Raw genomic sequence first — 24,544 nt, 5'->3', positions numbered from 1 at the left:
ATATGTGAAAATTAAACAAGATGGTGTTGTACTTCACAAAAAAACATATTATAATATAATTTGTATAAATATGAAAAATGTAATTATATGTTGTTGTTAAAAAATGGGGTGAAGAGGAATGAAAAAAGTAGATATCTATGAAGAATTAAAGAAAAGAATAGTTAAAAATGAGTATAAACCAGGACAGGTACTGAATGAAATAGAAATATCTAAGGAATTCGATATTTCAAGAACACCTGTAAGGAGTGCTTTTCAGAGACTAGAGATGGATATGCTCCTAAAGATTGTACCTAGATATGGAGTACAGGTATCCTTTATTGATTTTACAAATATGAGGTCCTTGTTTGATCTTACTAGGGTACTGGATCCTATGGCTACAAGAGAAGCTGTGTCTAGAATAAGTAAGATGGACATTGAAAGACTTAAGTTCATAACTGGTGAACTTGAAAAATTGGCCGCTGACGATGACTATCAAAAGGCCATTGACCTTGATGAAGAGTTCCACACAATAGTAATCGATGCTTGTGGAAATCCATGGTTAAAATCTTTGCTTGGTTCATTACACATACATACTGAGAGGCTATGGCATTACTGTAATGAATACTTTACTGATGTTACTATTTTCATTAGGACATTTAGTAAAATTGTAGAGGCTATGGAAGAGGGTGATGAAGACAAGGCAGAGAGATATTCTAGAGAACATATAGATGATTTTGTCTCTAGGGTAAAAGATGCTCTTTTCTAAAAAAATAATATTCAGTATTTACTAAATTCTAGGAAAAATATTGAAATTAGTCATTAAATGGAGTAGTATTATAATTGGGAAAACAATTACTCTTTAATTAATAAATTAAGGAATATCAATTAAAAAATTTATCATTCAGGAGGAAAACACATGAATAATTTAAGCAATCTTGAACCAAAGGAAGTATTTAAGTGGTTTTATGAATTGAATCAGCATCCAAGAAGTTCAGGAAAAGAAAAAGAAGTAAGTGACTTCTTAGTAAAATTCGCCAAGGATAGAAATCTTGAAGTTTACCAGGATGAGATATTAAATGTAATAATAAAGAAGCCTGGAACACCAGGTTATGAAAACTCACAGACTCTAATAATCCAGGGACATATGGATATGGTATGTGTAAAGGCTGACGGTTCTGACCACAACTTTGACACTGATCCGATTGAAATGGTAATAGATGGAGATAGAATAAGAGCCAATAATACAACTCTAGGTGGAGATGATGGTATAGCAGTAGCATATGGACTAGCTATACTTGATGCAGATGATATTCCACATCCACCAATCGAGTTATTGATAACAACTAACGAAGAAACAGGTATGGATGGGGCTATGGCTCTTACAGCTGACCACCTAAGTGGAACAAGACTACTTAACCTAGATACAGAAGAAGAGGGAATATTCCTTGTATCTTGTTCAGGTGGATCAAATATAGAATGTACTATAGATGTAGCTAAGGAAGCTAGTTCATCTGAAGCATACGAAATAGTATTATCAGGTCTTAAGGGTGGACACTCAGGATCTGAAATTGACTGCCAGAGAGGTAATGCTATAAAGATGCTTACAAGAATTTTGGCCAGTGTTAAGGCTGAGATAAAGCTTGCTTCAATAGAGGGTGGTATCAAGCACAATGCTGTACCAAGCTATGCAAAAGCTGTCATAGTAACTGACAAGTTCTCTGCTATTGAAGATACTATAAAATCAATGGTAGCCGACCTAACAGAAGAATACAGGGTTGAAGAACCAGACTTTAAGGCTCTTGTTAATAAGGTAGAAGTAAAAGAGTCTTACACTAAGGAAGTATCTGACAAGATAATCAACTTCCTAATGATCCTTCCAGATGGAGTACAGTATATGTCTAAGGATATAGAAGGTCTAGTACAGACTTCTCTAAATAACGCTATAATAGCAGAAGAAGATGGAAAGATTGTTCTTACAACTTCTGTTCGTTCAGCAGCTACTAGCTCACTTAGAGAAATACTAGATAGAATAAACACTCTTGGTGAAGTTATGGGTGTTAAGACTAGAGAGTATGCAGCTTACCCAGCTTGGCAGTTTGATGCTAACTCTGAATTAAGAGATATAGCAATAGAAACTTACAAGGCTCAGTATGGCCAAGAACCAGAAGTAAGTTCAATCCATGCAGGACTTGAGTGTGGTCTTCTAAAGGGAATACTACCAAACTGTGATATGCTAAGCTACGGACCAGACATTACAGATGCCCATACACCACTTGAATCAATGGGTATTGAATCAGTTGAAAGAGTTTGGAAATTCACTAAATCATTATTAGCTAACTTAAAATAGTAGTATTTAATGTATAATCAGAATACTATAATCAAATACACAATTAAAATAGTATTGCAATAAAGTTTATTATAATAGGTCATCCCGTGTTTAATGGGGTGGCCTTTTGTAGTATAATTAGTAATATAGATTAAGGATAAGGAGCAAATAATGAATTACGAACAAGCATTAGCATACATACATAAGATAGATAGGTTTGGTATGGTACTTGGTCTAGATACCATCAGGGAACTACTTAAAAGGCTGGGAAATCCCCAGGATGAATTGAAAATTATACACGTAGCTGGGACCAATGGTAAGGGATCTACTTCGTCATTTATAGCGAGCTCATTAATCGAGAGTGGATATAAGATAGGTCTGTACACATCTCCATTTTTAGAACGATTTAATGAGAGGATAAAGGTAGGTGGTATAGATATAGGTGACCAAGACCTTGCAGACACAGTTGAAATTGTAAGGGACAAGATAGAGACTATGGTCAGTGATGGACTAAACCATCCTACAGAATTTGAAGTTGTCACAGCCGTTGCATTTTACTATTTCAAAAAGGTAAATGTAGACCTTGTAGTACTGGAAGTAGGACTAGGAGGTAGGTATGATGCCACAAATGTAATAGACAAGTCTCTTGTGAGTGTAATTGCGTCAATAAGTAAGGACCATACCAAGGTTCTTGGAGACGATATAGAAAAGATAGCTTGGGAGAAGGCTGGTATTATAAAAGAAGGTGGCCATGTAATACTATACGGTCAGGACAAGCTAGTGGAGGATGTAATAAAAAAAGTTGCTAGTGAAAATAATGCTGACATATTGGTTACTGATAACGAGTCTATAGTTATTAGCAAGTATAACCTAAATAACCAGGTATTTACTTGTAGGGTTGGAACTAGGGTGTATGAGGATATAAAGATTAGGATGGTAGGTGAATACCAGTCTAGAAATGCCCTTTTGGCCATTAACGTATTAGTATATCTCAAGGACAAGCTTGGCTTTGACAAGATAAATGATGAAACTATATATGAGGGTCTCATAAAAACTAAGTGGCCAGCAAGATTTGAGGTAGTAAGCGAGAGCCCTCTTTATATATTAGATGGAGGCCATAATCTAGATGGAGCCAAGGCCCTAGCAAAAGAAATGGATAGACAGTTTGATGATAGCTGGGAAAAAACCTTAGTTCTAGGTATATTGGCTGACAAGGATGTTGACTCTATGGTCAAGCTCCTAGCGCCTAAGTTTGACCACATAATATTGACCCTACCAGACAACTCTAGGGCTATGGACCTAGAAGAGCTTGCATATAGGGTTGGTATGTATTGTGATGACATAATCTGTATAGAGAACAGTGAGGATGCTGTCAAGTACTCGCTTGACCTACAAAAAAAGATTAAAGAAGAGAGAAATAGTGCTAGCAAGGTCAAGAATAAAAAGACATCTTCTAAGAAGGCTAAAAAGGTGGACAAAAGCAAGGAACCTACGCTTGCGAAGAAAAACAATCTAGTTATTGGAGCAGGTTCACTCTTTCTGGTCGGTTCTATGAGGACTGTTTTAAGGAAAGTTCAATTTTAGGTACCTTGTCTGTAAGTAGTAATACCTCTAAAATATAAAACTAAATGTATTTCTAAATTAATCTTACAGAAGTTGTCTGCAGAAAATAGGACTGATGCAGTTAGAATTGCACAAGAAAAAAACTGGATATAATTAAAAAATTTAAGTCGGTTGCATATGCAACCGACTTTTTTAAAGTCAAGATATATAATAATGACATAGGGTTGAGAAAGACAAGATATTTCAACCGATTGCTAAATATAAATAAAAAGAAATGACAATATAAGGAGGGTAAAATTATGAAGGAATTAAATATGTTTTGTTATCAGTGTCAGGAAACAGCAGGATGTTCAGGCTGTACGGTAAAGGGTGTCTGTGGAAAGACTCCAGAGGTTGCTAGAATCCAGGACTTACTAGTATATGCCAACAAGGGAATATCAGAAGTTACTACTAGGCTAAGAGCTGAAGGTAAGACTATATCTAAGGAAGTAAACCACATGATAACTCTTAACCTATTTACAACTATTACAAATGCCAATTTCGACTTTGATGTTTTTGTTGGTAGGGTGATTAAGACTCTAGATGTAAAGAAAAATTTGATAGAACAGTTAGACGACAAGAGTGGACTTAGTGAAGTGGCTCTTTGGGATGAGAGAGATACTTCAAAGTTTGATGAAAAGGCTAGACAAGTAGGCGTACTTGCTACAGAAGATGAAGATATAAGGTCTCTAAGAGAGCTTACTATATACGGACTAAAGGGTCTATCAGCATACTCAAAGCATGCTAATATGTTAGACTACGATAGTGAAGAAGTAGATGCTTTCCTTCAGGAAGCCCTATACAAGACTACTTTGGATTTAAGTGTGGATGAATTAATATCATTAGTTCTTGCAACAGGAGAAGCTGGCGTTAAGGGAATGGCCCTTCTAGATTCAGCCAATACTGGAACGTTTGGTAACCCAGAGATAACAGAAGTAAATCTAGGTGTTAGAAACAACCCAGCTATACTAATTTCAGGTCATGACCTATCAGACCTAAAGGAATTATTGGAACAGACTAAGGGAACTGGAGTAGATGTATATACACATTCAGAAATGCTACCAGCCAACTACTATCCAGAGTTCAAGAAGTATGACAACCTAGTTGGTAACTATGGAAATGCTTGGTGGTTACAGAAGGAAGAATTTGAAAGCTTCAATGGACCTATCCTGATGACTACAAACTGTATAGTACCACCAAAGGACTCATACAAGGATAGGATATATACAACAGGTTCTGCAGGATACCCAGGATGTAAGCATATACCAGGCGAAGCAGGATCAACTAAGGACTTTTCAGAAATAATTGAACACGCTAAGAAGTGTGCTGCTCCAACTCAGTTAGAAGAAGGAACACTTGTAGGTGGATTTGCCCACAACCAGGTACTTTCTCTTGCTGATAAGATTGTTGAGGCTGTAAATACAGGAGCTATCAAGAAATTTGTAGTAATGGCAGGATGCGACGGAAGACAGAAGGGTAGAAACTACTATACAGACTTTGCCAAGGCTCTTCCAAAGGATGCTGTGATAATGACAGCTGGATGTGCTAAGTACAAGTACAACAAGTTAAACCTTGGAGATATCAATGGTATACCAAGAGTTCTAGATGCAGGCCAGTGTAACGACTCTTATTCACTAGCAGTAATAGCTATGAAGTTACAGGAAGTATTTGGACTAGAGGATATCAACGACCTACCACTAGTATTTAATATAGCATGGTATGAACAAAAGGCTGTAATAGTATTGCTTTCACTATTATTCTTAGGTGTAAAGAATATCCATCTTGGACCAACTCTACCAGCCTTCCTATCACCAAATGTAGCCAAGGTTCTAGTAGAAAACTTTGGTATAGCAGGAATAGGAACAGTCGAAGATGACATAGAACTATTCTTCGGTGAAGGAAAATAATATAGCAAACGAGAAATGATTAACTATTAACTAACTATTGCTTAGTTAATAAAAAATAAGAATATTACGAAAATAATCTAGGGTTTAGGTGAAAAGCCCTAGATTATTTTGTTTTAGATTAATAATATAAATTTATTAGAATTTTTTGTACTTTTTTATATGAATTTTTTGTTAAATAATGTATAATAGTATGTATAGAATAGTTATAAAAAGGCAAAACAAAGGAGTATATTATGGGAAACATTAATACCAACAAGCCGGAAAAGGTATACATGAGGATTAGGCAGCAAGAAAAGTTTATAGAAACAGTTGCTAAGGTTGCTGATGAAGAAGGCATAAATGAAAACTTGATAAATGAAGTAAAAGAACGTTTTGGAAATTTTGAGGATCTTGGCTTAGAAGAAACTTTGAAAAAAATGTCACAATATGGGTGGCTTGATAGAAATCTTGAGATTGTTGAGAAGAGATTTGCATACGTTGTCAAGTCTGTTATAGATGCAGATGAGAGCCAACTTGTAAATTTAGAGAATGCTTTTTATGAGCTGGGGCAAGAGGTTGAGACAGATTATGAGGGGAAACCTATCAGGTATGTATATGATGCAATAAGGGATATGCTACTTGATGGTGGCAAAACTGAGGAGATAAATCAGATAATAAATGAAGAGTATGATGAGATAGTATGGTCAAGGGTTAGACCGACTACAAAGAAATATTGGGATGAAATGGGTATAGATTTTGCTAAGTACTACCTGAAGCTTAGAAGTAGATTCATACAGGGAATGCTAGAAAAGACAGATATAAAGTTTGAAAAATTAGATGACACAGTGTGCCAGTTAGTTAGAAGATAAAATTTAATCAAAAATAAAGAAGATAGGTGGAGTTTATACACTTATCTTCATTTTTTTGTTTGATATATTGTCTTGTAGGATAATTCACTAGCAAGTAGATTTTAGTAAGGACATTATTTCCTTGTAGTTCTTGTCCCAATTATCACACATGGATTTGGCATCTGGTTCAGTATCAACATTTGCATTTATTGTCATAAGGTTTCTACTGTTCTGGTTAAGTATTAGGGTAACTACATATTTGTCGTCTTGACTAGAGTACTTAGCCTGTCTGACAATCTTAGAGGAGAATATATCCTCATCGTGGTTGACAATGTAGTCAAGTATTTTATTTCTGAAATACTCAGGGATCCTATTCTGGAAGTATACCAAGACTTCAAGGCCACTCTGAGTGATTGAATATAGGTCGGTATCAAGCGACTGGTATTTTGTTATAAACTTTGATTCCAACATTTTTGGAAGTAATGCCCTAAATGTAAAGTAGTTCATTGCATCTGTTTCCATTATTATCTGAGTAAGCTGTGAATCGGTAACATCTTCTCTAAGGTTATTAAATGTATATAAAATTATCAATTTTTCAAGTATTAGATCATCTGCACTGGTTTCAAACATAGGTAACCTCCATTATTTATTATAATCTAATTTTAGTTGATATTTTCCTATTTGTCAAAGGTCTTAATTTAGTCAACTTGTAACTTTTGTCATTTGAGTTATTACATTATAGTCATAATTGATTTTTCCTTGCATAAAATATGTGAAATGTATATTATTTTTGTTATAATAATAAATGCAGGTTTTTTATAATTATAAACAGGATTGCAGATTGAAAACAACATTAATAAATCTTGTTGTTTTATTGGGTTTTATTTTATTGACTATATATAATTAAAGGGATATTTTTAGTAAAGGATGTATTGATATGAGAAATACTAGGTTTGTAAATACGACAATTAAATTTGTATCGATTAGTTTATCGCTCTTGATTGGACTATCTCCAAGGTCTATGGCATATACAAGGTTTAGTGATAGGAATTCAAGACATGCTATAGTGGTTGACACGAAATCAGATAGGATAGTATACGAAAAGGATTCTCTAACACCGACTGCAATGGCGAGCTTGTCTAAAATGATGACCTTGCTGATCACATTCGATGACCTAAAGGCGAGAAAGGTTTCAATGCATGATCAGGTAAAAATACTAGCTAGCGATGTCAACAGAGATGGAACAAATATGAAGCTAAATGAGGGAGATATTGTAGGTCTAGATGTACTTTTGGACTCTATGATGATAATATCAGCAAATGACTCAGCTCTAGCCATAGCAAGGCACGTAGGAGGAGACTACAAGACTTTTGTCAAGAGGATGAATGATAAGGCCAGTGAGATTGGTATGACCAAGACAGTTTTTTATAATCCAAATGGTCTACCTATATATGGAGAAAGAGACGGCAAAAAATTCACATATGAAAATACGACTTGTGCTAGAGATGTAGTGATTTTGTCCAAATTTTTGTATGACAATTACGAAAAAGAATTGACTAATATAACTTCTAAAAAAAGATTTGTAAATACTAAAAAGCAGATTGATGAAGAAAATACCAACCCAATACTTCCCCTAGTCAAGGAGTCAGATGGATTGAAGACTGGTTTTACAGACAAGGCAGGTTATTGTCTGGCATATTCATCTAGGACTAATAGGGGCGGAGAAAATGATGTTGATAACAGGCTGATAGGGGTGAGTATGGGAGCTTCAAGTAAAGAAGCTAGAAGAGATTCTGCCTATAATACCCTAGATTTTATAACTCAAAAGTACAAGACCAAAAACCTATACAAGAAGGGTGAGGTATTGGCTAGCAAGAACATAAACGGAATGATTAAGACGGACCTTTCTCCTGATGAAAATATTAGTATAATAAAGAGGCAGGATGAGAAATTCAAGCAGAGGTTGGTATATAAGAGGGTAAATATACTAAAAGACTACGACAAGCCAATTGCCCAGATGCAATTGATTGATGCTTGGGGTAATATAGCAACTAGTGTTGACCTATATCCAAAGAGTGCTCTTAAAGACGCTAATTTTATTGAGAGGGCTTACTATTCAGGTCTGGCACTTCTAGGCGATATCACCGGTAGCACCAAGTCAGACAAACCTAAATACCCAGTATTTACAATAATGAATGAGAGTAACTAATATGAATAAAAATATAGTTTTGGCAAGTGGTTCACCAAGGAGAAAGCAGCTCCTTGATATGTGTGGTTTGGAGTTTGATGTAATAACAGCAGACCTAGATGAAGAGATAATAGAAAAGGAAATAAATAGCACTTATTCAGGTAAGCAATCCTATTATATAGCGGAGAAAATGGTTGAAAGGCTATCTAGAGAAAAAGCCCTTGTTGTTAAAGACCAAGCTGAGAAAAAATATGGTGAAGACTATATTGTGATAGGGTCTGATACTCTGGTTGTAGACGAAAATCAGATCCTAGGTAAGCCAAAAGATAAGGATGATGCCTATAGGATACTTAGGAGTCTATGTGGTAAGCTACACAGGGTCTATACTGGAGTGAGTCTAGTCTATGATGATAGGGTAGAGTCCTTCGTCAGTCATACAGAAGTTCTATTTTATGATTATGACCAGAAGATGGAGGATATAATCAACAAGTATATAGAAGGCGGATCTCCAATGGACAAGGCTGGTGCATATGGTATACAGGATATGGGTGCCTTGCTTGTAAAGGAGATAAGAGGGGACTATTATACTGTGATGGGCCTTCCTCTTGCAGAATTAATAAGAAAAATTTAGGGGCTGAATATTCAGCCCCTAAATTTTGTCTTAAGTTCTCGATTACAAAAATCCAACAAATAATTTGAAAATATTTATTTGGATATAAATCTTATAAAAATAGCTTTATTTTATAAACAATTTATATTTTTCAAACTCATCCTTGCTAAGAACGATATTTAGCTCTATACCAAAATCAGTATGCTTGAAGTCGTCCATCTCAATAACCCTATTTTTCTTTATTTCATTGAAAATATCAAATCTTGAGTATGGTATAAGAAGGCTAGCATCTTGGTTATCTTCAAAAAGATTGAACTGTATTGCTTCGATTAACTTGTCTAAATTATAGCCTGATTTTGCTGAAACATAGATTTTGTTGTCGCTTGATTCAGGTATTGGGTCAAGTTTATCAGCCTTGTTGTAGACTTCGATTTTTCTCTTGTTTGAAACACCGATCTTCTCAAATGTGAAGTCCATGATACTCTTTTGAGCTTCTAAGTCGTCCCTGCTAGCATCGTATACAACTAGTATAAGGTCAGCGTAACTCACCTCTTCAAATGTAGACCTGAATGCCTCTCTTATGATTCCAGGAAGGTCACTTACAAATCCTATAGTGTCTACTATCATGAAGTCCTTGCCGTTTGGAAGCATTGATTTTCTAAGTGATACATCAAGTGTAGAAAGCATGTGGTCTTTTACTATTACTTCGCTCTCTTTAGTATGGTCAGGGCCAAGTTCTATTAACTTGTTCATAATAGTTGACTTACCACAATTAGTGTATCCTGCAAAGGCCACTAGTGGGGCTTTTACATCTGTTTTTCTAGATCTTTGAACAAACCTATTCTTAACTATTACAGAAAGATCTGTTTTTATGGAATCAATTCTTTCGTTTATCTCATTAAGGTCAGTTAGGAGTCTCTTCTTGCTAGGGCTGAAAACACCGATACCACTTCCGTACTTGTATTTTCCCTGGAATCCCTCAATTCTAGTAGACCTGTATTTTAACTGGGCCTTTTCAATTTCAAGCTTTCCTTCACGCCTGCTTGAGCTTTGGCTGAAGATATCAAGTAAGAGTATAGTTCTGTCTACAACTTTTAGACCAGTTACTTCTTCCATGTTCTTGATTTGGTTACCACTTAGGCTGTCTATAGTCACTATCATGTCTATTTCCAGTTCTTGTGCGTGTTTTGCTACATATTCTAGATTTTCCTTGTCTACATAGTAGTCAGGGTCTATCTTTTGGTTGAGTACTAGCTCTGCCTTAGTTTCGCTACCAGCAGCCTGAACCAATTCCTTTAGTTCAATCATTGATTCGTAGACGGTAGTTGCATGAAATTCCTCACCCTCATTTACAGCTAGTAACACTGCGACCTCGTCGAATTTGCTGACGTCCTTGTTAGAAATAATTAATTTTTCCATATTTACCTCCACACTATTTTGTTTTTATATATTCTTTATAAATATCAAAATCAACTTCATCCAACGATACAAGTAGGTCTATTCCCTCATCTGTATATTCGAACTTGTCTATTGGATACTTATCACTTAAATAGCTAAAAATCTGTCCCTTGTCATATGGAAGGAGTAGGTTTACCTCATAAGAATCCTCCGTAAGTTTCTTTTCTATTAGTTTCACTAATTTGTCTAAATTTATACCCTGTTTAGCAGATACATATACAAGATCTTCCTGGCTTTTTGGATATATATCTAGGTTTAATCTGTCTATCTTGTTGTAGACAGTTATAGTGGCTTTTTCGTCTGCTCCTAGGTCCTTAAGGACTGAGTCGGTTGTATGTTTTTGTATATCTGAAGATTCATTTGTAGCGTCTATTACATGAAGTATTAGGTCTGCATAATTTACTTCTTCAAGAGTGGACTTGAAGGCTTCGATAAGGTCATGTGGTAGTTTGCTTACAAAGCCGACTGTATCAACAAGTAAAAATTCTCTCTTGTTAGGAAGAAGAGCCCTTCTAAGGGTTACATCTAAGGTTGCAAATAGCATGTCCTTTACGAATACACCTTTTTCTGCCTCGTAGTCTGGATGGGTCTTGATAAGTTCATTCAGTAAGGTAGACTTGCCTGCATTGGTATAGCCTACTAGGGCTACAATAGGAATCTTGTTTTTCTGACGCTGGCTTCTCTGGATTTCCCTGTGCTTGACAACCTCTTTTAGTTCCTTACGTATGGCTGCTGCACGGTTTAGGATATGCCTCTTGTCTTTTTCAAGCTTCTGTTCACCGGGTCCCCTAGTACCTATACCAGCACCAGTTCTGGACATCTGACCACCCATACCGTATAGTCTAGGAAGCCTATATTTTAGCTGGGCCAATTCAACCTGTAGTTTACCTTCACGAGATAGGGCTCTCTGGGCAAATATATCGAGAATAAGGGTAGTCCTGTCTATTATTTTCTTACCGATTATATCCTCTATATTTCTGATTTGGGCACCTGATAGCTCATCGTTAAAAACTATCATTGTTGCATCAAGACTTTCTGCATATATTTTTATCTCTTCTATCTTACCGCTCCCTAGGTAGGTAGCAGTATCGACCTTGTCCTTGTTCTGGATCAACTCACCAACAAATTCAGCACCGGCAGCCTTGACGAGTTCCTTTAGCTCTGCCATGGACTCTTCTATGCTGATGTCTGATCCACGCATTACTCTGCTAGTAAGGTTCAGTCCTACACAAAGGGCCCTTTCAACAAGCTGGTCTTCTGGTTTATTTTTTATATCTAAATCGCTCATATTTATATTTATGCACTACTCCTTATTAAAAAATGTTAATTAATCTGATTATACCATATAAAAAACAGATAGACTATCAATAAATAAACATAAGATATGTTAAATTAATTACTCGAGTATGGTATAATTAGTGAATGTAAAGAGAAAATACTTAAATGAGAGGGGGCTTACATGGAAAATAAGTATAAGTTTTTTAGTCATAGAGAGTGCGAGTTCTTTCCTTGTCACAAGACGGATGATTTGGAGAATTTTAACTGCCTTTTTTGCTATTGTCCCCTGTATGCCCTGGGGACCAAGTGTGGCGGTAATTATAAATACAGCGATAGAGGAATAAAAGACTGTTCTAATTGCATGATACCTCATAGTAAGAATGGCTATGACTATATAATAAGTAGGTTTGATCAAATCAGTGATTTAGCGAAGGGAAGGTGATATTTTGAAAAAGGAGAAGAATGGAACTAACAGGGCGATTATAGCTGGTCTCGGCTTTGCCTTTCAGATATTTTGGATCTTGAGTGGTGTATATGCCCTCAATATTTGGTATCCAAAGTTGGACATAGTACTTAGGGTATTGTCTATCCTACTAATATTTAGGATCCTAGGCAAGCACACCAATTCAGCAATCAAGATTCCTTGGATAATTGGAATATTGGTAGCTCCAGTTGCAGGACTTATACTGTATGCCTTGCTAGGGAGTAGGTTTACTTCTATATCTATCAGAAGGAGATTTAAATATATCTATGGAATGGCAGATGGTGTCCTTCAAAGAGACAGGGAGCTTATGTCTAGGTTGAAGAATATAGATCCAGATGTCTATGGACATGTTAATTATATTGATAAGTTCGGAAACTATCCTGCCTATAGCAACAACGATGTAGTCTATTTTTCAGAGGCTTCGGATGCTATTGAGAAACTAAAAGAAGAGTTGGAAAATGCCCAAAAATTTATCTTTATGGAGTATCATGCTATAGAGGATGCTGGTTCTTTTAGGGCTATAGAGGACATACTTAAGAGGAAGGCTGACGAGGGCTTGGATATCAGGGTTATATATGATGATGTCGGTAGCCTAGGCTTTGTAGATAGGCCGTTTTCAAAAAGGTTAAACAAGGAAGGTATCAAGTGTAGGGTATTCAATCCGGTTATACCAATAGTAAATATATTTATGAACAACAGGGACCACAGGAAGATAACTGTAATAGACGGCAAGGTAGGCTTTACAGGTGGTTATAATATTGCAGATGAGTACTTTAATATTGTAAACCCATTTGGTTACTGGAAAGATACAGGAATTATGATTAAGGGTAGGTCGGTTGACAATCTCACTATGATATTTTTGGAAATGTGGCACGCAATGAGGAGGAATAAGAGTGAGAGGGAGAGCCTTGAAAATCTTATAAACCAATACGATATGTGCAATATATCATACGATGTATTAAATGAAAAAGACCTACTAGAAGACGATATCGAAGACAAACTTGTAGATACAAAGGGCGAGGACAAGATTGTGGATACAAAAGGCGAGGACAAGATTGTGGACACAAAAGGCGAGCCTATAGATACACAAGACAAGACTGTAGCCATTGAAAATAAGGAATCATCAGTTACTAAGTCCAAAAATAAACTAAGGATACTTCAGCCATTTGCAGAAAATCCCCTGTATGAAGAACAGGTTGCAGAGAATGTATACCTAAATCTTGCCAAAACATCAAACGACTACCTATATATAACAACTCCATATCTTATAATTGACGATATAATGAGGGATGAGCTTACCCTTGCTGCCAAGAGAGGTGTAGATGTAAGAATCATAACGCCTGGGATTCCAGACAAAAAGATAATATATGCTATAACAAGGTCAAACTATGCCAATCTAGCTAGAAATGGAGTCAAGATATATGAGTACAGTCCTGGATTTGTCCATGCTAAACAGCATATATCAGACGACAAGTGTGGTGTAATAGGTACTATAAATATGGATTACAGGAGTTTGTACCTGCACTTTGAAAACGGGGTCTACATATATGACGAAGATCTAGTAAAAGAGATGAGAATAGACATGGAAAATATGTTTGCCCAGTCAGAAGATGTCACTAGTAAGTATTCTGGACGTAGAAGTATGAGGACTAGGATTTGGCATGGAGTGTTGAGGTTTATATCTCCACTACTATAGAATTAATATCTATTAGGAGGTTGAGGTTATGTCTTACGAAAGTGTAAAGGAAGAGTTGGAGAGAAAGGGATATGCGAATAGGATAACAATCCACCCTAACCCTTGTGATACAGTTGAAAATGCAGCTAGGATGATAGGTTGTGAGGAGAAGTTAATAGCCAAGACTATGTCATTTTTGCTAGATGATAAGCCGATTGTCATAGTTGCAGCTGGAGATGCCAAGATAGACAACAGGAAGTACAAGGATATGTTCAAGAAAAAGGCCAAGATGGTTCCGTGGGAAGAAGTAGAATCAATCATAGGACACAAGCCAGGTGGCGTATGTGCTCTTGGTCTAAATAAAGGCGTAGTAGCTTATCTGGATGAATCATTAAAGAGGTTTGAAGTAGTCTATTCAGCAGCGGGGGCTCCAGAGTGTACGGCAGCTTTTAGGGTAGATGAGCTAGACAAGGTTATAGACGCAGAGTGGATAGATGTCTGCAAGTTGATAGAAGCTTAGGATATTTAGTTGATACCACAGGATACTAGGAAAAAATACTAGACAAGGACTATTATATATAGTATAATATTAAAGTCGTGTAGTGAGCGACAATAGTTTAGATGCAGGTATAGAACCCTATATCTACTAGATTAGGGAAACATATCAAGCATTTATCTTCTATATGGACAATGTAGCGGACCTTGGTCCACACATCCATCATATTACAATGGACAATGCCAATAGAGGCATCCACACAATTTATTTTTAAAGGAGAAAGAATATGTCATCAATTACAAGAGGACCTAAGTTTAAGTTATCTAGAAGACTAGGACTAAACGTATGTGGTCATCCAAAGGCAATGAACAGAGCTGGTAAGGGAACTGCAAGAAGCGACAAGAAGCTATCACCATACGGTATGCAGTTACTTGAAAAGCAGAGACTAAGAGCTTACTATGGAGTATCTGAAAAGCAGATGAGAATCTACATGAAGAAGGCTCAGAAGGCGAAGGGACCTACTGGTATAGCAGTTATAAGAACATTAGAATGTAGACTAGACAACCTAGTATACAGAATGGGTCTTGCTAACTCAATCAGACAGGCTAGACAGATGGTTGGACATGGAAATATCCATGTTAACGGAAGAAAGGTTAATATACCTTCATTCATCGTTTCAGTAGGAGACGAAATATCACTAAGAGAAAAGTACAGAACTAATGAACTATTCAAGGCTAACTTTGAAGCAGCTGCTTTAAACGAACATCCTTACCTAACTAAGGACCAGGCTAACTACTCAGCAGTTCTTACAAGACTTCCAGAGAGAGAAGAAGTGCCAATCGAAATCAACGATTCACTAGTTGTCGAATTCTACTCTAAGTCTTCATTATAAGAAAAAGACGAATATTCAAAAGAGGGTATATTTACCCTCTTTTTTTATGCAAATTAATACTTATATTAAAACCACTTTAACGATTGATAAAGATATCTAAATGGTGATATAATTACAGTATAGGTGGTGATAAAATGGAACTATTTTTACAAATATTATGCGGTGGAATAGAGCTTGCATGGGATAGCTTCAAATCCTTCATGAAGCTTATATTTTGCGGACTATGCTTGATATTGTTAGGCATAACGTTTACAGACTGGGATTAGGTTTTCGGTGAAAAATAAGTATTTTATGATATTTATAAAAAAATTGCGAAAACTTAAAGGAATTTCAATTTTTATAGAGAATATAATATTAATAAGACTGAGATAGGGGGAGGATAGATGGTAATAGGATGGGAAAATGTCGACAACCTTGAGGATTACTATATAACATATCTCCTTTATAGAGAATCTCTTAATGTTGAACAAATTGCCAGGGTCAGAAACAAGTCAGTAGAAGAGGTCAATAATGACCTTATAACAGCCAAAGATATCATAAGAAAGACCAAGAAAAGTCTTGTTCAGGGACAAGAAGAAAAGGATATCATAGATTATTTTCTATCATTGTCTAAGGATGAGAGGCTCGACTTTATGTCCAAGCTTAAGAACTCAGACATAAACGATTTTAAGAGGAAGGTCTATAGGGGTATACTAAGGTTAGACAATGTTGATGATTTGATGGTCTTGGTTTGGGCAGCAGGTGAATTTAGAGATGCTAGGTTTTTGGATATCCTATATCCCATAACTGAGAAAAAGCACGCCAATATCAGGAGAATAGCATATTCAGCTATTGGAAAGATAGGCAGTACTTCAAGTTCAAATATTATGGAGATGGGACTTTCAGATACCAATCCACAGGTCAGACAGTACTGTGCCAAATCTCTTGCCAACTTGGGTACCAAGGACAGCATAAAGATTCTTGAAAATCTTATAAAACTCAAGGCTGACTTTGAGAAGGACTATGTACTGAGGGCTGCAAGAGAATCTCTAGATGCCTTACATATCAAGTACTCAGTCTAGTCGGCGCTACGTAGGTGCGTAGTAGGTAATATTACTAAATAATTGGAGGGATTCAAAATGATAGTGAGACGTTGTTCTGGTGGTGTTGTATTTTATGCAAACAAGGTATTATTGGTAGAAAATGACAGAGGTGAATGGACCCTACCTAAGGGAAAAATAGTCGGTGATGGACTACCTCATGAAAGTGCTATTCAGAGAGTTAAGCTTGAAACAGGTGTTGATGCCAGAATTCTAGATATAGCTGGAGACACTATATACGAGTTTTTCTCAAGAAGTAGAAATCAACGTGTTTGTAATGCTATTATGTGGTATGTTATGGAAGCTGAAAGCGTTGAACTAGATATATCAAAAGAATTTCTTCGTGGTGGATTTTATAAGGTGTCTGAGGCCCTTGAAATGTTGACTCACAGCAAGGAAAAATCTCTTGTAGATGTTTCTTATAAGAAATATAAGAACTATAAGAAAAACGACACTAATTAATAGGTAATATAGTAGGTTAGTAGGGCTTACTTTTTGAGTAGGTCTGAGGCTTAGTTAAAAATAAATACTTTATGAAAGAATAGTAAATTACGAGTAACTTCAATATAATTTTCTTATTTTCTTCATTATGTGACGTTGATGGTATCTGGTGGTCCTAGTTATTAAAACTAGGAAGTCATATGCCATCAACGTTTTTTATGCTATAATATTAATAGCGATTTGAAAGGAGATGTAAGATGCAAACCTACAAAACCTTACATGAATATGGAAAAGATGAGTATATTGTGGAAAAATCTGTCTTTATAGGTCATGCCAAGCCAGTGACTAGCGAAGAAGAGGCGAGGGCATTTATAGACGAGATGAAGGCCAAGTACAAGGATGCTACCCACAATGTATGGGCCTATACTATAGGTCAATCTATGAATATACAAAGATATAGCGATGATGGGGAGCCACAGGGAACAGCTGGTATACCTACACTTGAACTCATAAAAAAAGAAGACCTAAGAGATGTTGTAGTAGTTGTCACTAGGTATTTTGGTGGAGTGAAACTTGGGGCAGGTGGTCTAGTTCGTGCCTATACCAAGGGTGCAAAGATAGGTCTTGAAGCAGCTAAGATTGTGGAAAAGAAGTTATTTAGGAGGATATCCATAGCTTGTGATTATACACTGCTAGGCAAGCTGCAAAATGAACTTGCTGGCAATGAATACCAGTTAGAGGATATTTTGTATACAGACAATGTTACTATAGTGGTAAATTGCGAATTTGATAGGATAGATGATTTGAAAAACCTTGCAACCGAAATTTCCTCAGGTCAGGCTGATATTATTGATGGAGAAGAGATGTATTTTTCAGTTGTCGATGGCAAGATATTAAAGTAGGCATTTAAACAAAATAAGATGAGAGACAATGCTGTAAATAAGATATAGATAATGTAGTATATTAAGATGATAGCAATGTTGTAAATAAGATAAATAAAAATTTTAAAAGGAGCTGTAGTTATGTCAACTAGAAGTGAACAGATAAACAAGACAATTCAGTGGATAAGAGAAAGGGTTGAACAAGCCCACTGTAAGGGTGTAATAGTAGGTATATCAGGTGGTATAGACTCTGCTGTTGTAGCCTACTTGATCAAAAAGGCATTCCCTAATGATTCTATGGGTGTAATACTAAATATCAAGTCTAATCCTCAGGACAGGGTGGATGCTATGAAGGTTATAGACGGATGTGGTATAGAATACCTTGAGCTAGTTCTTGATGAACCTCAGGGGATGATACTTGAGATGGTCAAGGACAAGTTAGATGAAAAAGGCCTATATAGACCAGAGACTAGGAAGATGTCAGATGCCAACCTAAGGGCTAGAATCAGGATGTCTACTATATATACAATAGCCAACAACATGGGCTACTTGGTAGCTGGTACAGACAATGCTGCTGAATTATTGACAGGATACTTTACAAAGTATGGTGATGGTGGTGTAGACTTTTTACCACTTGCCAACCTTACAAAGGCTGAAGTATATGAATGGGCTAAGGAGCTAGGAATCCATGATGACCTAATCAGCAAGGCTCCATCAGCAGGTCTATGGGATGGACAGACTGATGAAAACGAGATGGGAACAACTTACAAGTATATAGATATGGTGATTGAGGGCAAGAGGGACCAGGTACCTGAAAAAGACCTTGCTATCATCGATAGGCTACATAGGGTCAGCGAACACAAGAGGGTGCCAGTGCCAAGACCACCTAAGTGGGACTAATAGTGAATTAGTGTAGTAGTTATTGGTTGAATTTAAACAATAACTTAGATTAATGAAATAAACTGTTTAACCAGAGTCGCAAATTATTTACTTATAAGCTATAGTATGGTAAAATAATATCTTGTAGTATATTGATTAAATAATTTCAAATAAATAAATTTTGAAGGTAAGGAGAAATTTTATGGGTCGTATTCATAATATTGAAGGAAGAAAGAATAAGCAGGATGCAGCTAGATCAAACGTATTTACAAAGCATGCAAGGGCTATTGCAGTTGCAGCTAGAGAAGGCGGCGGAGATCCAGAATACAATGCATCACTAAAGGCGGCTATTGTAAAGGCTAAGTCTGACAATATGCCAAATGATAATATAGATAGAGCTATCAAAAAAGGTGTAGGTGGTGGAGATGGTGAAAACTATGAATCTATCACTTATGAGGGATATGGTGCAGGTGGTGTAGCAATAATAGTTGAAACACTTACTGACAACAAGAACAGAACAGCAGGTAATGTAAGATACTACTTCGACAAGAACAATGGTAACCTAGGTACTCCAGGTTGCGTATCTTTCATGTTTGATAGAAAGGGACAGATATTTATATCAAACGAAAATGCTGAAGAAGAACAGTTGATGGAAGAAGCATTAGAGTTAGGTGCTGAAGACTTTATACCAGATGAAGATGGATTTGAAATCATTACATCACCAGAAGACTTCAATGCTGTTAGAGATGGACTAGAAGAAAAGGGATATGAGTTTGTAGCAGCTGATGTTAAGCTATTGCCTCAGACTACAAGTGTAGTAGATGACGAGGGACAGGTTAAGTCACTTGAGAAACTTCTTGATATACTTGAAGACGATGATGATGTTCAGAAGGTTCACCACAACTGGGAAATGCCTGACGTTGAATAATTGATGGAGAATAATATGTTGGAAAATATAGGCAATGAATTTGAAGTATTCGACTATAATATGAAGGGCTATAGGATAGGGACATTTGTATTCAACTATAGGTTGGTTGAAGAAGATGCTGATACTCATGTGGAGATAGATGTCTACAAGTACAGTGACCCAGTGGTCCTATACATAAAGACATACCAGGCACCTCTACTAGATGGAGCTGGACCGGTTGATATGTGTGAGGCCCTTTATGAAGAATTCTATGAAAAATCTGAAGACTCTTCAGAAGAAAAATAATACGAAGATAGAAACTATGTATGATTAATTTCTGCATAGTTTTTTATTTTGCAAACAATATTGATTTTTCCTTATTTACCTATTAAAGGACTTGATATATGGGGTATAATATAGATATTGAGATGAAATGAAAGAGAGGTATTGATTATGACTAAGGAAAGAAAGTTAAACATAGGAGACAAGGCGATAGATTTTACACTAGAGGATAAGGATGGCAATAAGGTATCCCTGTCAGACTACAGGGGCAAGAAGGTAATACTTTATTTTTATCCTAAGGACAATACACCGGGATGCACTAAGCAGGCTTGTAACTTTAGGGATAATTACCCACAGATTCAGGAAAAGGGTGCAGAGGTCATAGGAATCAGTAGGGACGGTCAGAAGGCTCATACAAACTTCACTGCCAAGCATGACCTTCCATTTACACTGCTTTCAGATCCAGAAAGAGAGGTTATAGAGGCTTATGGTGTATGGACTGAGAAAAAACTATACGGCAAGATAGGATTTGGAATCAGCAGGACTACCTTCCTAATAGACGAAGAAGGTATAATAGTAGATATTGTAGACGGCAAGAGAATGAAGGCTGCAACTAATGCAGATGATATATTAAAGGGAGATTTTTTGAGAGACTAGTATGACGAATAGAGAAGAGCTTAAACTTATAAGTTTTGAAGAGATAGAAGATATAGACATAGGTAGTTTGGATATTGATGGGGCAAGAGACCTTGTTGGAGACCTTACCTATACCCTTAACTACCACAGTGATAGTTACTATAACAAGGACAATCCTGAAATAAGTGACTACCAATATGATAGGATGATGAGGTGTCTGATAGGTTTGGAGGACAAGTATCCAGACCTAAAGGCACCAGATTCACCTAGTGTCAGGGTTGGTGGTAGGGCCCTTGAAAAATTTGACCAGTATAGGCACCAAAGACCCATGCTCAGCCTAGGCAATGTATTTTCTGAGGAGGAGATTAGGGACTTTGATAGGAGGGTCAGGTCATCTGTAAGTGGTGATGTGAACTACGTGGTTGAGTTTAAGATAGACGGCCTATCTGTAGGGCTTACATATGACCAAGGTGTACTTCAAATAGGGGCTACACGTGGTGATGGCTTTATAGGTGAAAATGTAACAGACAACATAAAGACTATAAAGACGATACCTATAAAAATAGATGAAGACAGGAAGTTGATTGCAAGAGGTGAGGTATACATATCTAAGGCTGATTTTGAGGCGGTAAATGCCTACCAGATCGACCACGACCTGCCAGTCTATGCAAACCCTAGAAATCTTGCGGCGGGATCCCTAAGACAGCTCGATTCTAGACTTGCTGCCAAAAGACCGCTGGATATATTTATATTCAACCTTGAGAATATGGATGAACTAGGTATAAAAAAGCACAGCGAATCATTTGAATATATGGAATCACTAGGTCTAAAGATAAATAAAGGCTATAAACTATGTAGCAATATAGACGAGGTGATAGACCATATAGAATATTGGACAGACAAGAGGGGTCAACTTGACTATGATATAGATGGAATGGTTATAAAGGTAGACTCTCTAGACCAAAGAGAGGTTCTAGGTTTTACTGCTAAGAGTCCTAGGTGGGCAACTGCCTACAAGTTCCCAGCAGAGAAGAAAAAGACCAAGTTACTAGATATAGAAATCGAGGTTGGTAGGACAGGGACTCTTACTCCTACAGCAGTATTAGAGCCAGTTAGACTAGCAGGTACCAGTGTGTCTAGGGCCTCTCTTCACAATGAAGACTATATCAAGGAAAGAGATATCAGGATAGGTGACACAGTATTGGTTCAAAAGGCGGGAGAGATAATCCCCCAGGTATTAGAGGTAGACTTTGATGAGAGAGACGGTTCTGAAATTGTCTTTGAAATGCCTAAGCACTGTCCTGTGTGTGGAGAAGAGACAGTAAGGCTAGAGGGTGAAGCTGCGGTCAAGTGTATCAATATATCTTGTCCAGCCCAGATCAGGCGTGGTATAATCCATTTTGTATCTAGGGACGCCATGGACATAGAGGGCATGGGAGAATCCATTGTCAAGCTCCTATTAGATAAGGAATTGATCAAGGATATAGCAGACCTATACTATCTGGACCCAAACGATTTGGAACAGCTTGAAAGAATGGGTAAGAAGTCGGTAGCAAACCTTATGGCATCAATTGAAAAATCAAAGACAAACGAACTTTGGAGGCTGATAAACGGTCTAGGTATCAAGTTTGTTGGACTAAAGGGAGCAAAATTACTTGCCAAGGCATATAATAACCTTGACGAGATAATGGCAGCGTCATCAGATGACTTGATCAAGATAGACGAGTTTGGTACTATAATGTCAGACAGTGTTGAGAAGTTCTTTGAAGAAGACAAGAACAAGGACACAATAGAAAAGCTTAGAAGAGCTGGTCTGAATTTTGAAAATATAAAAGAGGAAAAAACGGATAGACCTATGCTGTTTGAAGGTATGAAGATAGTCCTTACAGGTACTCTTCCAACTATGAAGAGAAATGATGCCAAGAAGATTATCGAAGACCTTGGAGGCAGGGCGACATCAAGTGTAAGTAAATCAACTGATTTTGTCCTAGCAGGTGAAGAGGCTGGATCAAAGCTTGATAAGGCTATATCCTTAGGTGTCAAGGTTATAGATGAAGCGAGATTTGTTTCAATCTTGGACCTTGATTCAAAGGAAGATGTAATAAACAGCCTAGCTAATGAATAAATGACAAAACTATAAATAAATGACAAAAACTATAAATAAATGACAAAAACTATAAATAAATGACGAACAGTGATGTTTTAGCTAATTGTATAAGTACAAGTGAGGTGGTTTGATGGCAATTATAGAGAACCCATTAGGCAAGAAAAGTGAAGTTGCCTGTGGTTACAAGGAAGAAAATACAAGTTCTAGACCTGATGGCAGGTCGCTTGATCAAATAAGAGATGTAAAGATAACTAGGAATTATACAAAGTATTCTGCTGGTTCAGTACTGATAGAAGTTGGAAATACCAAGGTTATTTGTACAGCATCTATAGAAGAAGGAGTGCCTCATTTTATGAAGGGGGCTGGGTCAGGATGGATTACAGCAGAGTACTCTATGCTGCCTAGTGCTACAGAATCTAGAAAGAAAAGAGATTCATCCAAGGGCAAGGTGGATGGCAGAAGTCAGGAAATACAGAGGTTGATAGGAAGGTCTATCAGGTCTGTTGTAGACATGGAAGCCCTAGGTGAGAGGACTATATGGATAGACTGTGATGTTATACAGGCAGATGGAGGTACTAGGACAGCTTCAATTACAGGTGCCTATGTAGCCCTAGCAGATGCCCTATACAAGCTGTATAAGTCTGGTCAGATCAAGAAGATGCCTGTAAAGAACCTATTGGCAGCAATAAGTATAGGTATAATTGATGATGAGGTAAGGCTTGATATATGTTATGAGGAAGACTCTAAGGCTATGGTAGATACGAATGTTGTCATGAATAACAGGGGTGAATTTATCGAAATCCAGGGGACTGGTGAAGAAAGACCCTTTACTAGAGAAGAGTTGAGCAGGATACTAGAACTTGCTGAAAAAGGAAATAGGGATCTTATGAGACTTCAAAGACAGGCCTTGGGTGAGGTTGCAGATGCAATTATAGGTTGTGAATACAAGAGAGAGGCTGTTATAGCTACTGGAAATATGCACAAGCTAGAAGAAATCCAGACTATGTTATCAGACCTTGATTTTAAGATATTATCTATGAAGGATGTAGACCTAGAAGGTCTTGAAATAATAGAAAATGGAAGGACTTTTGAGCACAATGCCCTTATAAAGGCTAGAACAATAGCACAAAAAACAGGAATGATAGCTATAGGTGATGACTCTGGTATAGAGGTAGACGCTCTTGACAAAAGACCTGGTATATATTCGGCTAGGTATGCAGGGGAAAATGCTACAGATGAAGACAACAGGAACAAGATGTTTGAGGAACTTGAAGGTGTACCTATGGATAAGCGTACAGCAAGGTTTGTATGTGTGATAGCCCTTGTGTTCCCAGATGGAAAAGAAATCCTTGCAAGGGGTAAGGTAGAGGGCAAGATAGCTATTAAGACCAGTGGAGAGAATGGTTTTGGATATGACTCTATGTTTATACCTGAAGGCTATGATGAGACATTTGGAGTCTTGTCACCAGAGATCAAGAATTCATTTAGTCACAGGTCACGTGCCTTGGAGATTATGAAGGACAAACTAATAAAGGTTCTAGCAGAGAGAACTATATAGATAAAAGTTCTAGAATGGAGAATAGTATAGACTAAATATATTAAATAAAAGA

24 protein-coding genes are annotated in these 24,544 nt (G+C 36.9%); 21 read left to right on the top strand and 3 right to left on the bottom strand.

The window, feature by feature from the left end; translation table 11 throughout:
- The first annotated feature begins 118 nt into the window (after nucleotides 1-118).
- From F823_RS0100415 to F823_RS0100395, 5 genes are all read left to right on the top strand, one after another.
- Nucleotides 119-745: a GntR family transcriptional regulator gene (locus F823_RS0100415; protein ID WP_002843254.1), complete on the top strand. Its 627-nt coding sequence runs from the start codon at nucleotides 119-121 to the stop codon at nucleotides 743-745.
- A 150-nt stretch (nucleotides 746-895) separates the two neighbouring features.
- On the top strand, nucleotides 896-2,326 hold the full coding sequence (locus F823_RS0100410) for an aminoacyl-histidine dipeptidase (protein WP_019595235.1): 1,431 nt from the start codon (nucleotides 896-898) through the stop codon (nucleotides 2,324-2,326).
- Between the two features lie 150 nt (nucleotides 2,327-2,476).
- Complete coding sequence (locus F823_RS0100405) at nucleotides 2,477-3,889, top strand: bifunctional folylpolyglutamate synthase/dihydrofolate synthase (RefSeq protein WP_002845081.1); 1,413 nt, start codon at nucleotides 2,477-2,479, stop codon at nucleotides 3,887-3,889.
- Nucleotides 3,890-4,167: 278 nt separating this feature from the next.
- Nucleotides 4,168-5,814, top strand: coding sequence for a hydroxylamine reductase (gene hcp, locus F823_RS0100400; protein WP_002845079.1), 1,647 nt, complete (start codon nucleotides 4,168-4,170; stop codon nucleotides 5,812-5,814).
- A gap of 233 nt (nucleotides 5,815-6,047) precedes the next feature.
- Nucleotides 6,048-6,662 carry a hypothetical protein gene (locus F823_RS0100395; RefSeq protein WP_002845078.1) on the top strand — a complete coding sequence of 205 codons (615 nt, stop codon included), beginning with the start codon at nucleotides 6,048-6,050 and terminating at the stop codon, nucleotides 6,660-6,662.
- Nucleotides 6,663-6,749: 87 nt separating this feature from the next.
- Here the strand turns inward: F823_RS0100395 and F823_RS0100390 are convergent, their stop codons facing one another.
- Nucleotides 6,750-7,271 (bottom strand): DUF4364 family protein, encoded by a 522-nt coding sequence (locus tag F823_RS0100390; protein WP_002843179.1) that lies wholly within the window; start codon nucleotides 7,269-7,271, stop codon nucleotides 6,750-6,752.
- A 307-nt stretch (nucleotides 7,272-7,578) separates the two neighbouring features.
- Between F823_RS0100390 and F823_RS0100385 the strand changes: the two genes are divergently transcribed.
- Together F823_RS0100385 and F823_RS0100380 are read left to right on the top strand one after the other, a co-directional pair.
- A complete protein-coding gene (locus tag F823_RS0100385; protein ID WP_019595234.1) occupies nucleotides 7,579-8,850 on the top strand; it encodes a D-alanyl-D-alanine carboxypeptidase family protein in 1,272 nt (423 codons plus the stop codon).
- A gap of 1 nt (nucleotide 8,851) precedes the next feature.
- Nucleotides 8,852-9,460, top strand: coding sequence for a Maf family protein (locus F823_RS0100380; protein ID WP_002843226.1), 609 nt, complete (start codon nucleotides 8,852-8,854; stop codon nucleotides 9,458-9,460).
- A 105-nt stretch (nucleotides 9,461-9,565) separates the two neighbouring features.
- On the opposite strand, the gene hflX (F823_RS0100375) is transcribed toward F823_RS0100380, so the two are convergent.
- A complete protein-coding gene (gene hflX / locus F823_RS0100375) occupies nucleotides 9,566-10,858 on the bottom strand; it encodes a GTPase HflX (RefSeq protein ID WP_002843297.1) in 1,293 nt (430 codons plus the stop codon).
- Nucleotides 10,859-10,871: 13 nt separating this feature from the next.
- On the bottom strand, nucleotides 10,872-12,185 hold the full coding sequence (gene hflX / locus F823_RS0100370; RefSeq protein WP_002845071.1) for a GTPase HflX: 1,314 nt from the start codon (nucleotides 12,183-12,185) through the stop codon (nucleotides 10,872-10,874).
- A gap of 171 nt (nucleotides 12,186-12,356) precedes the next feature.
- Between hflX (F823_RS0100370) and F823_RS0100365 the strand changes: the two genes are divergently transcribed.
- The 14 genes from F823_RS0100365 (at nucleotide 12,357) to rph (ending at nucleotide 24,492) form a co-directional block, all read left to right on the top strand.
- The gene (locus F823_RS0100365; protein ID WP_019595233.1) at nucleotides 12,357-12,617 is read left to right on the top strand and encodes a cysteine-rich small domain-containing protein; all 261 of its coding nucleotides are present in this window, start codon (nucleotides 12,357-12,359) and stop codon (nucleotides 12,615-12,617) included.
- 4 nt (nucleotides 12,618-12,621) lie between these two features.
- Nucleotides 12,622-14,355 (top strand): phospholipase D-like domain-containing protein, encoded by a 1,734-nt coding sequence (locus F823_RS0100360; RefSeq protein ID WP_002843237.1) that lies wholly within the window; start codon nucleotides 12,622-12,624, stop codon nucleotides 14,353-14,355.
- Nucleotides 14,356-14,383: 28 nt separating this feature from the next.
- Nucleotides 14,384-14,854 carry a YbaK/EbsC family protein gene (locus F823_RS0100355; RefSeq protein ID WP_019595232.1) on the top strand — a complete coding sequence of 157 codons (471 nt, stop codon included), beginning with the start codon at nucleotides 14,384-14,386 and terminating at the stop codon, nucleotides 14,852-14,854.
- 262 nt (nucleotides 14,855-15,116) lie between these two features.
- Nucleotides 15,117-15,722, top strand: coding sequence for a 30S ribosomal protein S4 (gene rpsD / locus F823_RS0100350; protein WP_002843206.1), 606 nt, complete (start codon nucleotides 15,117-15,119; stop codon nucleotides 15,720-15,722).
- 134 nt (nucleotides 15,723-15,856) lie between these two features.
- Nucleotides 15,857-15,988, top strand: coding sequence for a hypothetical protein (locus F823_RS11385; RefSeq protein ID WP_002845067.1), 132 nt, complete (start codon nucleotides 15,857-15,859; stop codon nucleotides 15,986-15,988).
- A 117-nt stretch (nucleotides 15,989-16,105) separates the two neighbouring features.
- Entirely contained in the window at nucleotides 16,106-16,783 is a 678-nt protein-coding gene (locus tag F823_RS0100340; protein ID WP_002845066.1) for a HEAT repeat domain-containing protein, read from the top strand.
- A 57-nt stretch (nucleotides 16,784-16,840) separates the two neighbouring features.
- Nucleotides 16,841-17,263 (top strand): NUDIX domain-containing protein, encoded by a 423-nt coding sequence (locus F823_RS0100335; protein WP_019595231.1) that lies wholly within the window; start codon nucleotides 16,841-16,843, stop codon nucleotides 17,261-17,263.
- Between the two features lie 236 nt (nucleotides 17,264-17,499).
- The gene (locus F823_RS0100330; protein ID WP_002845064.1) at nucleotides 17,500-18,144 is read left to right on the top strand and encodes a YigZ family protein; all 645 of its coding nucleotides are present in this window, start codon (nucleotides 17,500-17,502) and stop codon (nucleotides 18,142-18,144) included.
- A gap of 120 nt (nucleotides 18,145-18,264) precedes the next feature.
- A complete protein-coding gene (gene nadE, locus F823_RS0100325; RefSeq protein WP_002843231.1) occupies nucleotides 18,265-19,023 on the top strand; it encodes an NAD(+) synthase in 759 nt (252 codons plus the stop codon).
- 181 nt (nucleotides 19,024-19,204) lie between these two features.
- Entirely contained in the window at nucleotides 19,205-19,930 is a 726-nt protein-coding gene (locus F823_RS0100320; RefSeq protein WP_002843289.1) for a YebC/PmpR family DNA-binding transcriptional regulator, read from the top strand.
- Nucleotides 19,931-19,945: 15 nt separating this feature from the next.
- Entirely contained in the window at nucleotides 19,946-20,215 is a 270-nt protein-coding gene (locus F823_RS0100315) for a hypothetical protein (protein ID WP_002843178.1), read from the top strand.
- Between the two features lie 147 nt (nucleotides 20,216-20,362).
- Nucleotides 20,363-20,848, top strand: a complete 486-nt coding sequence (bcp, locus tag F823_RS0100310) for a thioredoxin-dependent thiol peroxidase (protein ID WP_002845058.1) — start codon at nucleotides 20,363-20,365, stop codon at nucleotides 20,846-20,848.
- A gap of 1 nt (nucleotide 20,849) precedes the next feature.
- Nucleotides 20,850-22,952 carry an NAD-dependent DNA ligase LigA gene (ligA, locus tag F823_RS0100305; protein WP_019595230.1) on the top strand — a complete coding sequence of 701 codons (2,103 nt, stop codon included), beginning with the start codon at nucleotides 20,850-20,852 and terminating at the stop codon, nucleotides 22,950-22,952.
- A gap of 112 nt (nucleotides 22,953-23,064) precedes the next feature.
- Nucleotides 23,065-24,492: a ribonuclease PH gene (gene rph / locus F823_RS0100300; RefSeq protein ID WP_002845054.1), complete on the top strand. Its 1,428-nt coding sequence runs from the start codon at nucleotides 23,065-23,067 to the stop codon at nucleotides 24,490-24,492.
- The last annotated feature ends 52 nt before the right edge of the window (nucleotides 24,493-24,544 follow it).

This window comes from Peptostreptococcus anaerobius VPI 4330 = DSM 2949, from assembly GCF_000381525.1.
GTDB classification, from domain to species: domain Bacteria; phylum Bacillota; class Clostridia; order Peptostreptococcales; family Peptostreptococcaceae; genus Peptostreptococcus; species Peptostreptococcus anaerobius.
This window is presented reverse-complemented; position numbering and strand designations above follow the sequence as displayed.

Excerpts from the sequence above, each read along its gene's own strand:
- F823_RS0100365 (WP_019595233.1), top strand. The coding sequence starts at position 12,357 with ATGGAAAATAAGTATAAGTTTTTTAGTCATAGAGAGTGCGAGTTCTTT.
- F823_RS0100415 (WP_002843254.1), top strand. The coding sequence starts at position 119 with ATGAAAAAAGTAGATATCTATGAAGAATTAAAGAAAAGAATAGTTAAA.
- nadE (WP_002843231.1), top strand. The coding sequence starts at position 18,265 with ATGTCAACTAGAAGTGAACAGATAAACAAGACAATTCAGTGGATAAGA.
- hflX (WP_002845071.1), bottom strand. The coding sequence starts at position 12,185 with ATGAGCGATTTAGATATAAAAAATAAACCAGAAGACCAGCTTGTTGAA.
- F823_RS0100355 (WP_019595232.1), top strand. The coding sequence starts at position 14,384 with ATGTCTTACGAAAGTGTAAAGGAAGAGTTGGAGAGAAAGGGATATGCG.
- F823_RS0100410 (WP_019595235.1), top strand. The coding sequence starts at position 896 with ATGAATAATTTAAGCAATCTTGAACCAAAGGAAGTATTTAAGTGGTTT.
- hcp (WP_002845079.1), top strand. The coding sequence starts at position 4,168 with ATGAAGGAATTAAATATGTTTTGTTATCAGTGTCAGGAAACAGCAGGA.
- F823_RS0100330 (WP_002845064.1), top strand. The coding sequence starts at position 17,500 with ATGCAAACCTACAAAACCTTACATGAATATGGAAAAGATGAGTATATT.
- F823_RS0100390 (WP_002843179.1), bottom strand. The coding sequence starts at position 7,271 with ATGTTTGAAACCAGTGCAGATGATCTAATACTTGAAAAATTGATAATT.
- F823_RS0100405 (WP_002845081.1), top strand. The coding sequence starts at position 2,477 with ATGAATTACGAACAAGCATTAGCATACATACATAAGATAGATAGGTTT.
- F823_RS0100320 (WP_002843289.1), top strand. The coding sequence starts at position 19,205 with ATGGGTCGTATTCATAATATTGAAGGAAGAAAGAATAAGCAGGATGCA.
- F823_RS0100340 (WP_002845066.1), top strand. The coding sequence starts at position 16,106 with ATGGTAATAGGATGGGAAAATGTCGACAACCTTGAGGATTACTATATA.
- F823_RS0100315 (WP_002843178.1), top strand. The coding sequence starts at position 19,946 with ATGTTGGAAAATATAGGCAATGAATTTGAAGTATTCGACTATAATATG.
- bcp (WP_002845058.1), top strand. The coding sequence starts at position 20,363 with ATGACTAAGGAAAGAAAGTTAAACATAGGAGACAAGGCGATAGATTTT.
- F823_RS0100385 (WP_019595234.1), top strand. The coding sequence starts at position 7,579 with ATGAGAAATACTAGGTTTGTAAATACGACAATTAAATTTGTATCGATT.
- rpsD (WP_002843206.1), top strand. The coding sequence starts at position 15,117 with ATGTCATCAATTACAAGAGGACCTAAGTTTAAGTTATCTAGAAGACTA.
- rph (WP_002845054.1), top strand. The coding sequence starts at position 23,065 with ATGGCAATTATAGAGAACCCATTAGGCAAGAAAAGTGAAGTTGCCTGT.
- F823_RS0100380 (WP_002843226.1), top strand. The coding sequence starts at position 8,852 with ATGAATAAAAATATAGTTTTGGCAAGTGGTTCACCAAGGAGAAAGCAG.
- F823_RS0100395 (WP_002845078.1), top strand. The coding sequence starts at position 6,048 with ATGGGAAACATTAATACCAACAAGCCGGAAAAGGTATACATGAGGATT.
- ligA (WP_019595230.1), top strand. The coding sequence starts at position 20,850 with ATGACGAATAGAGAAGAGCTTAAACTTATAAGTTTTGAAGAGATAGAA.
- hflX (WP_002843297.1), bottom strand. The coding sequence starts at position 10,858 with ATGGAAAAATTAATTATTTCTAACAAGGACGTCAGCAAATTCGACGAG.
- F823_RS11385 (WP_002845067.1), top strand. The coding sequence starts at position 15,857 with ATGGAACTATTTTTACAAATATTATGCGGTGGAATAGAGCTTGCATGG.
- F823_RS0100335 (WP_019595231.1), top strand. The coding sequence starts at position 16,841 with ATGATAGTGAGACGTTGTTCTGGTGGTGTTGTATTTTATGCAAACAAG.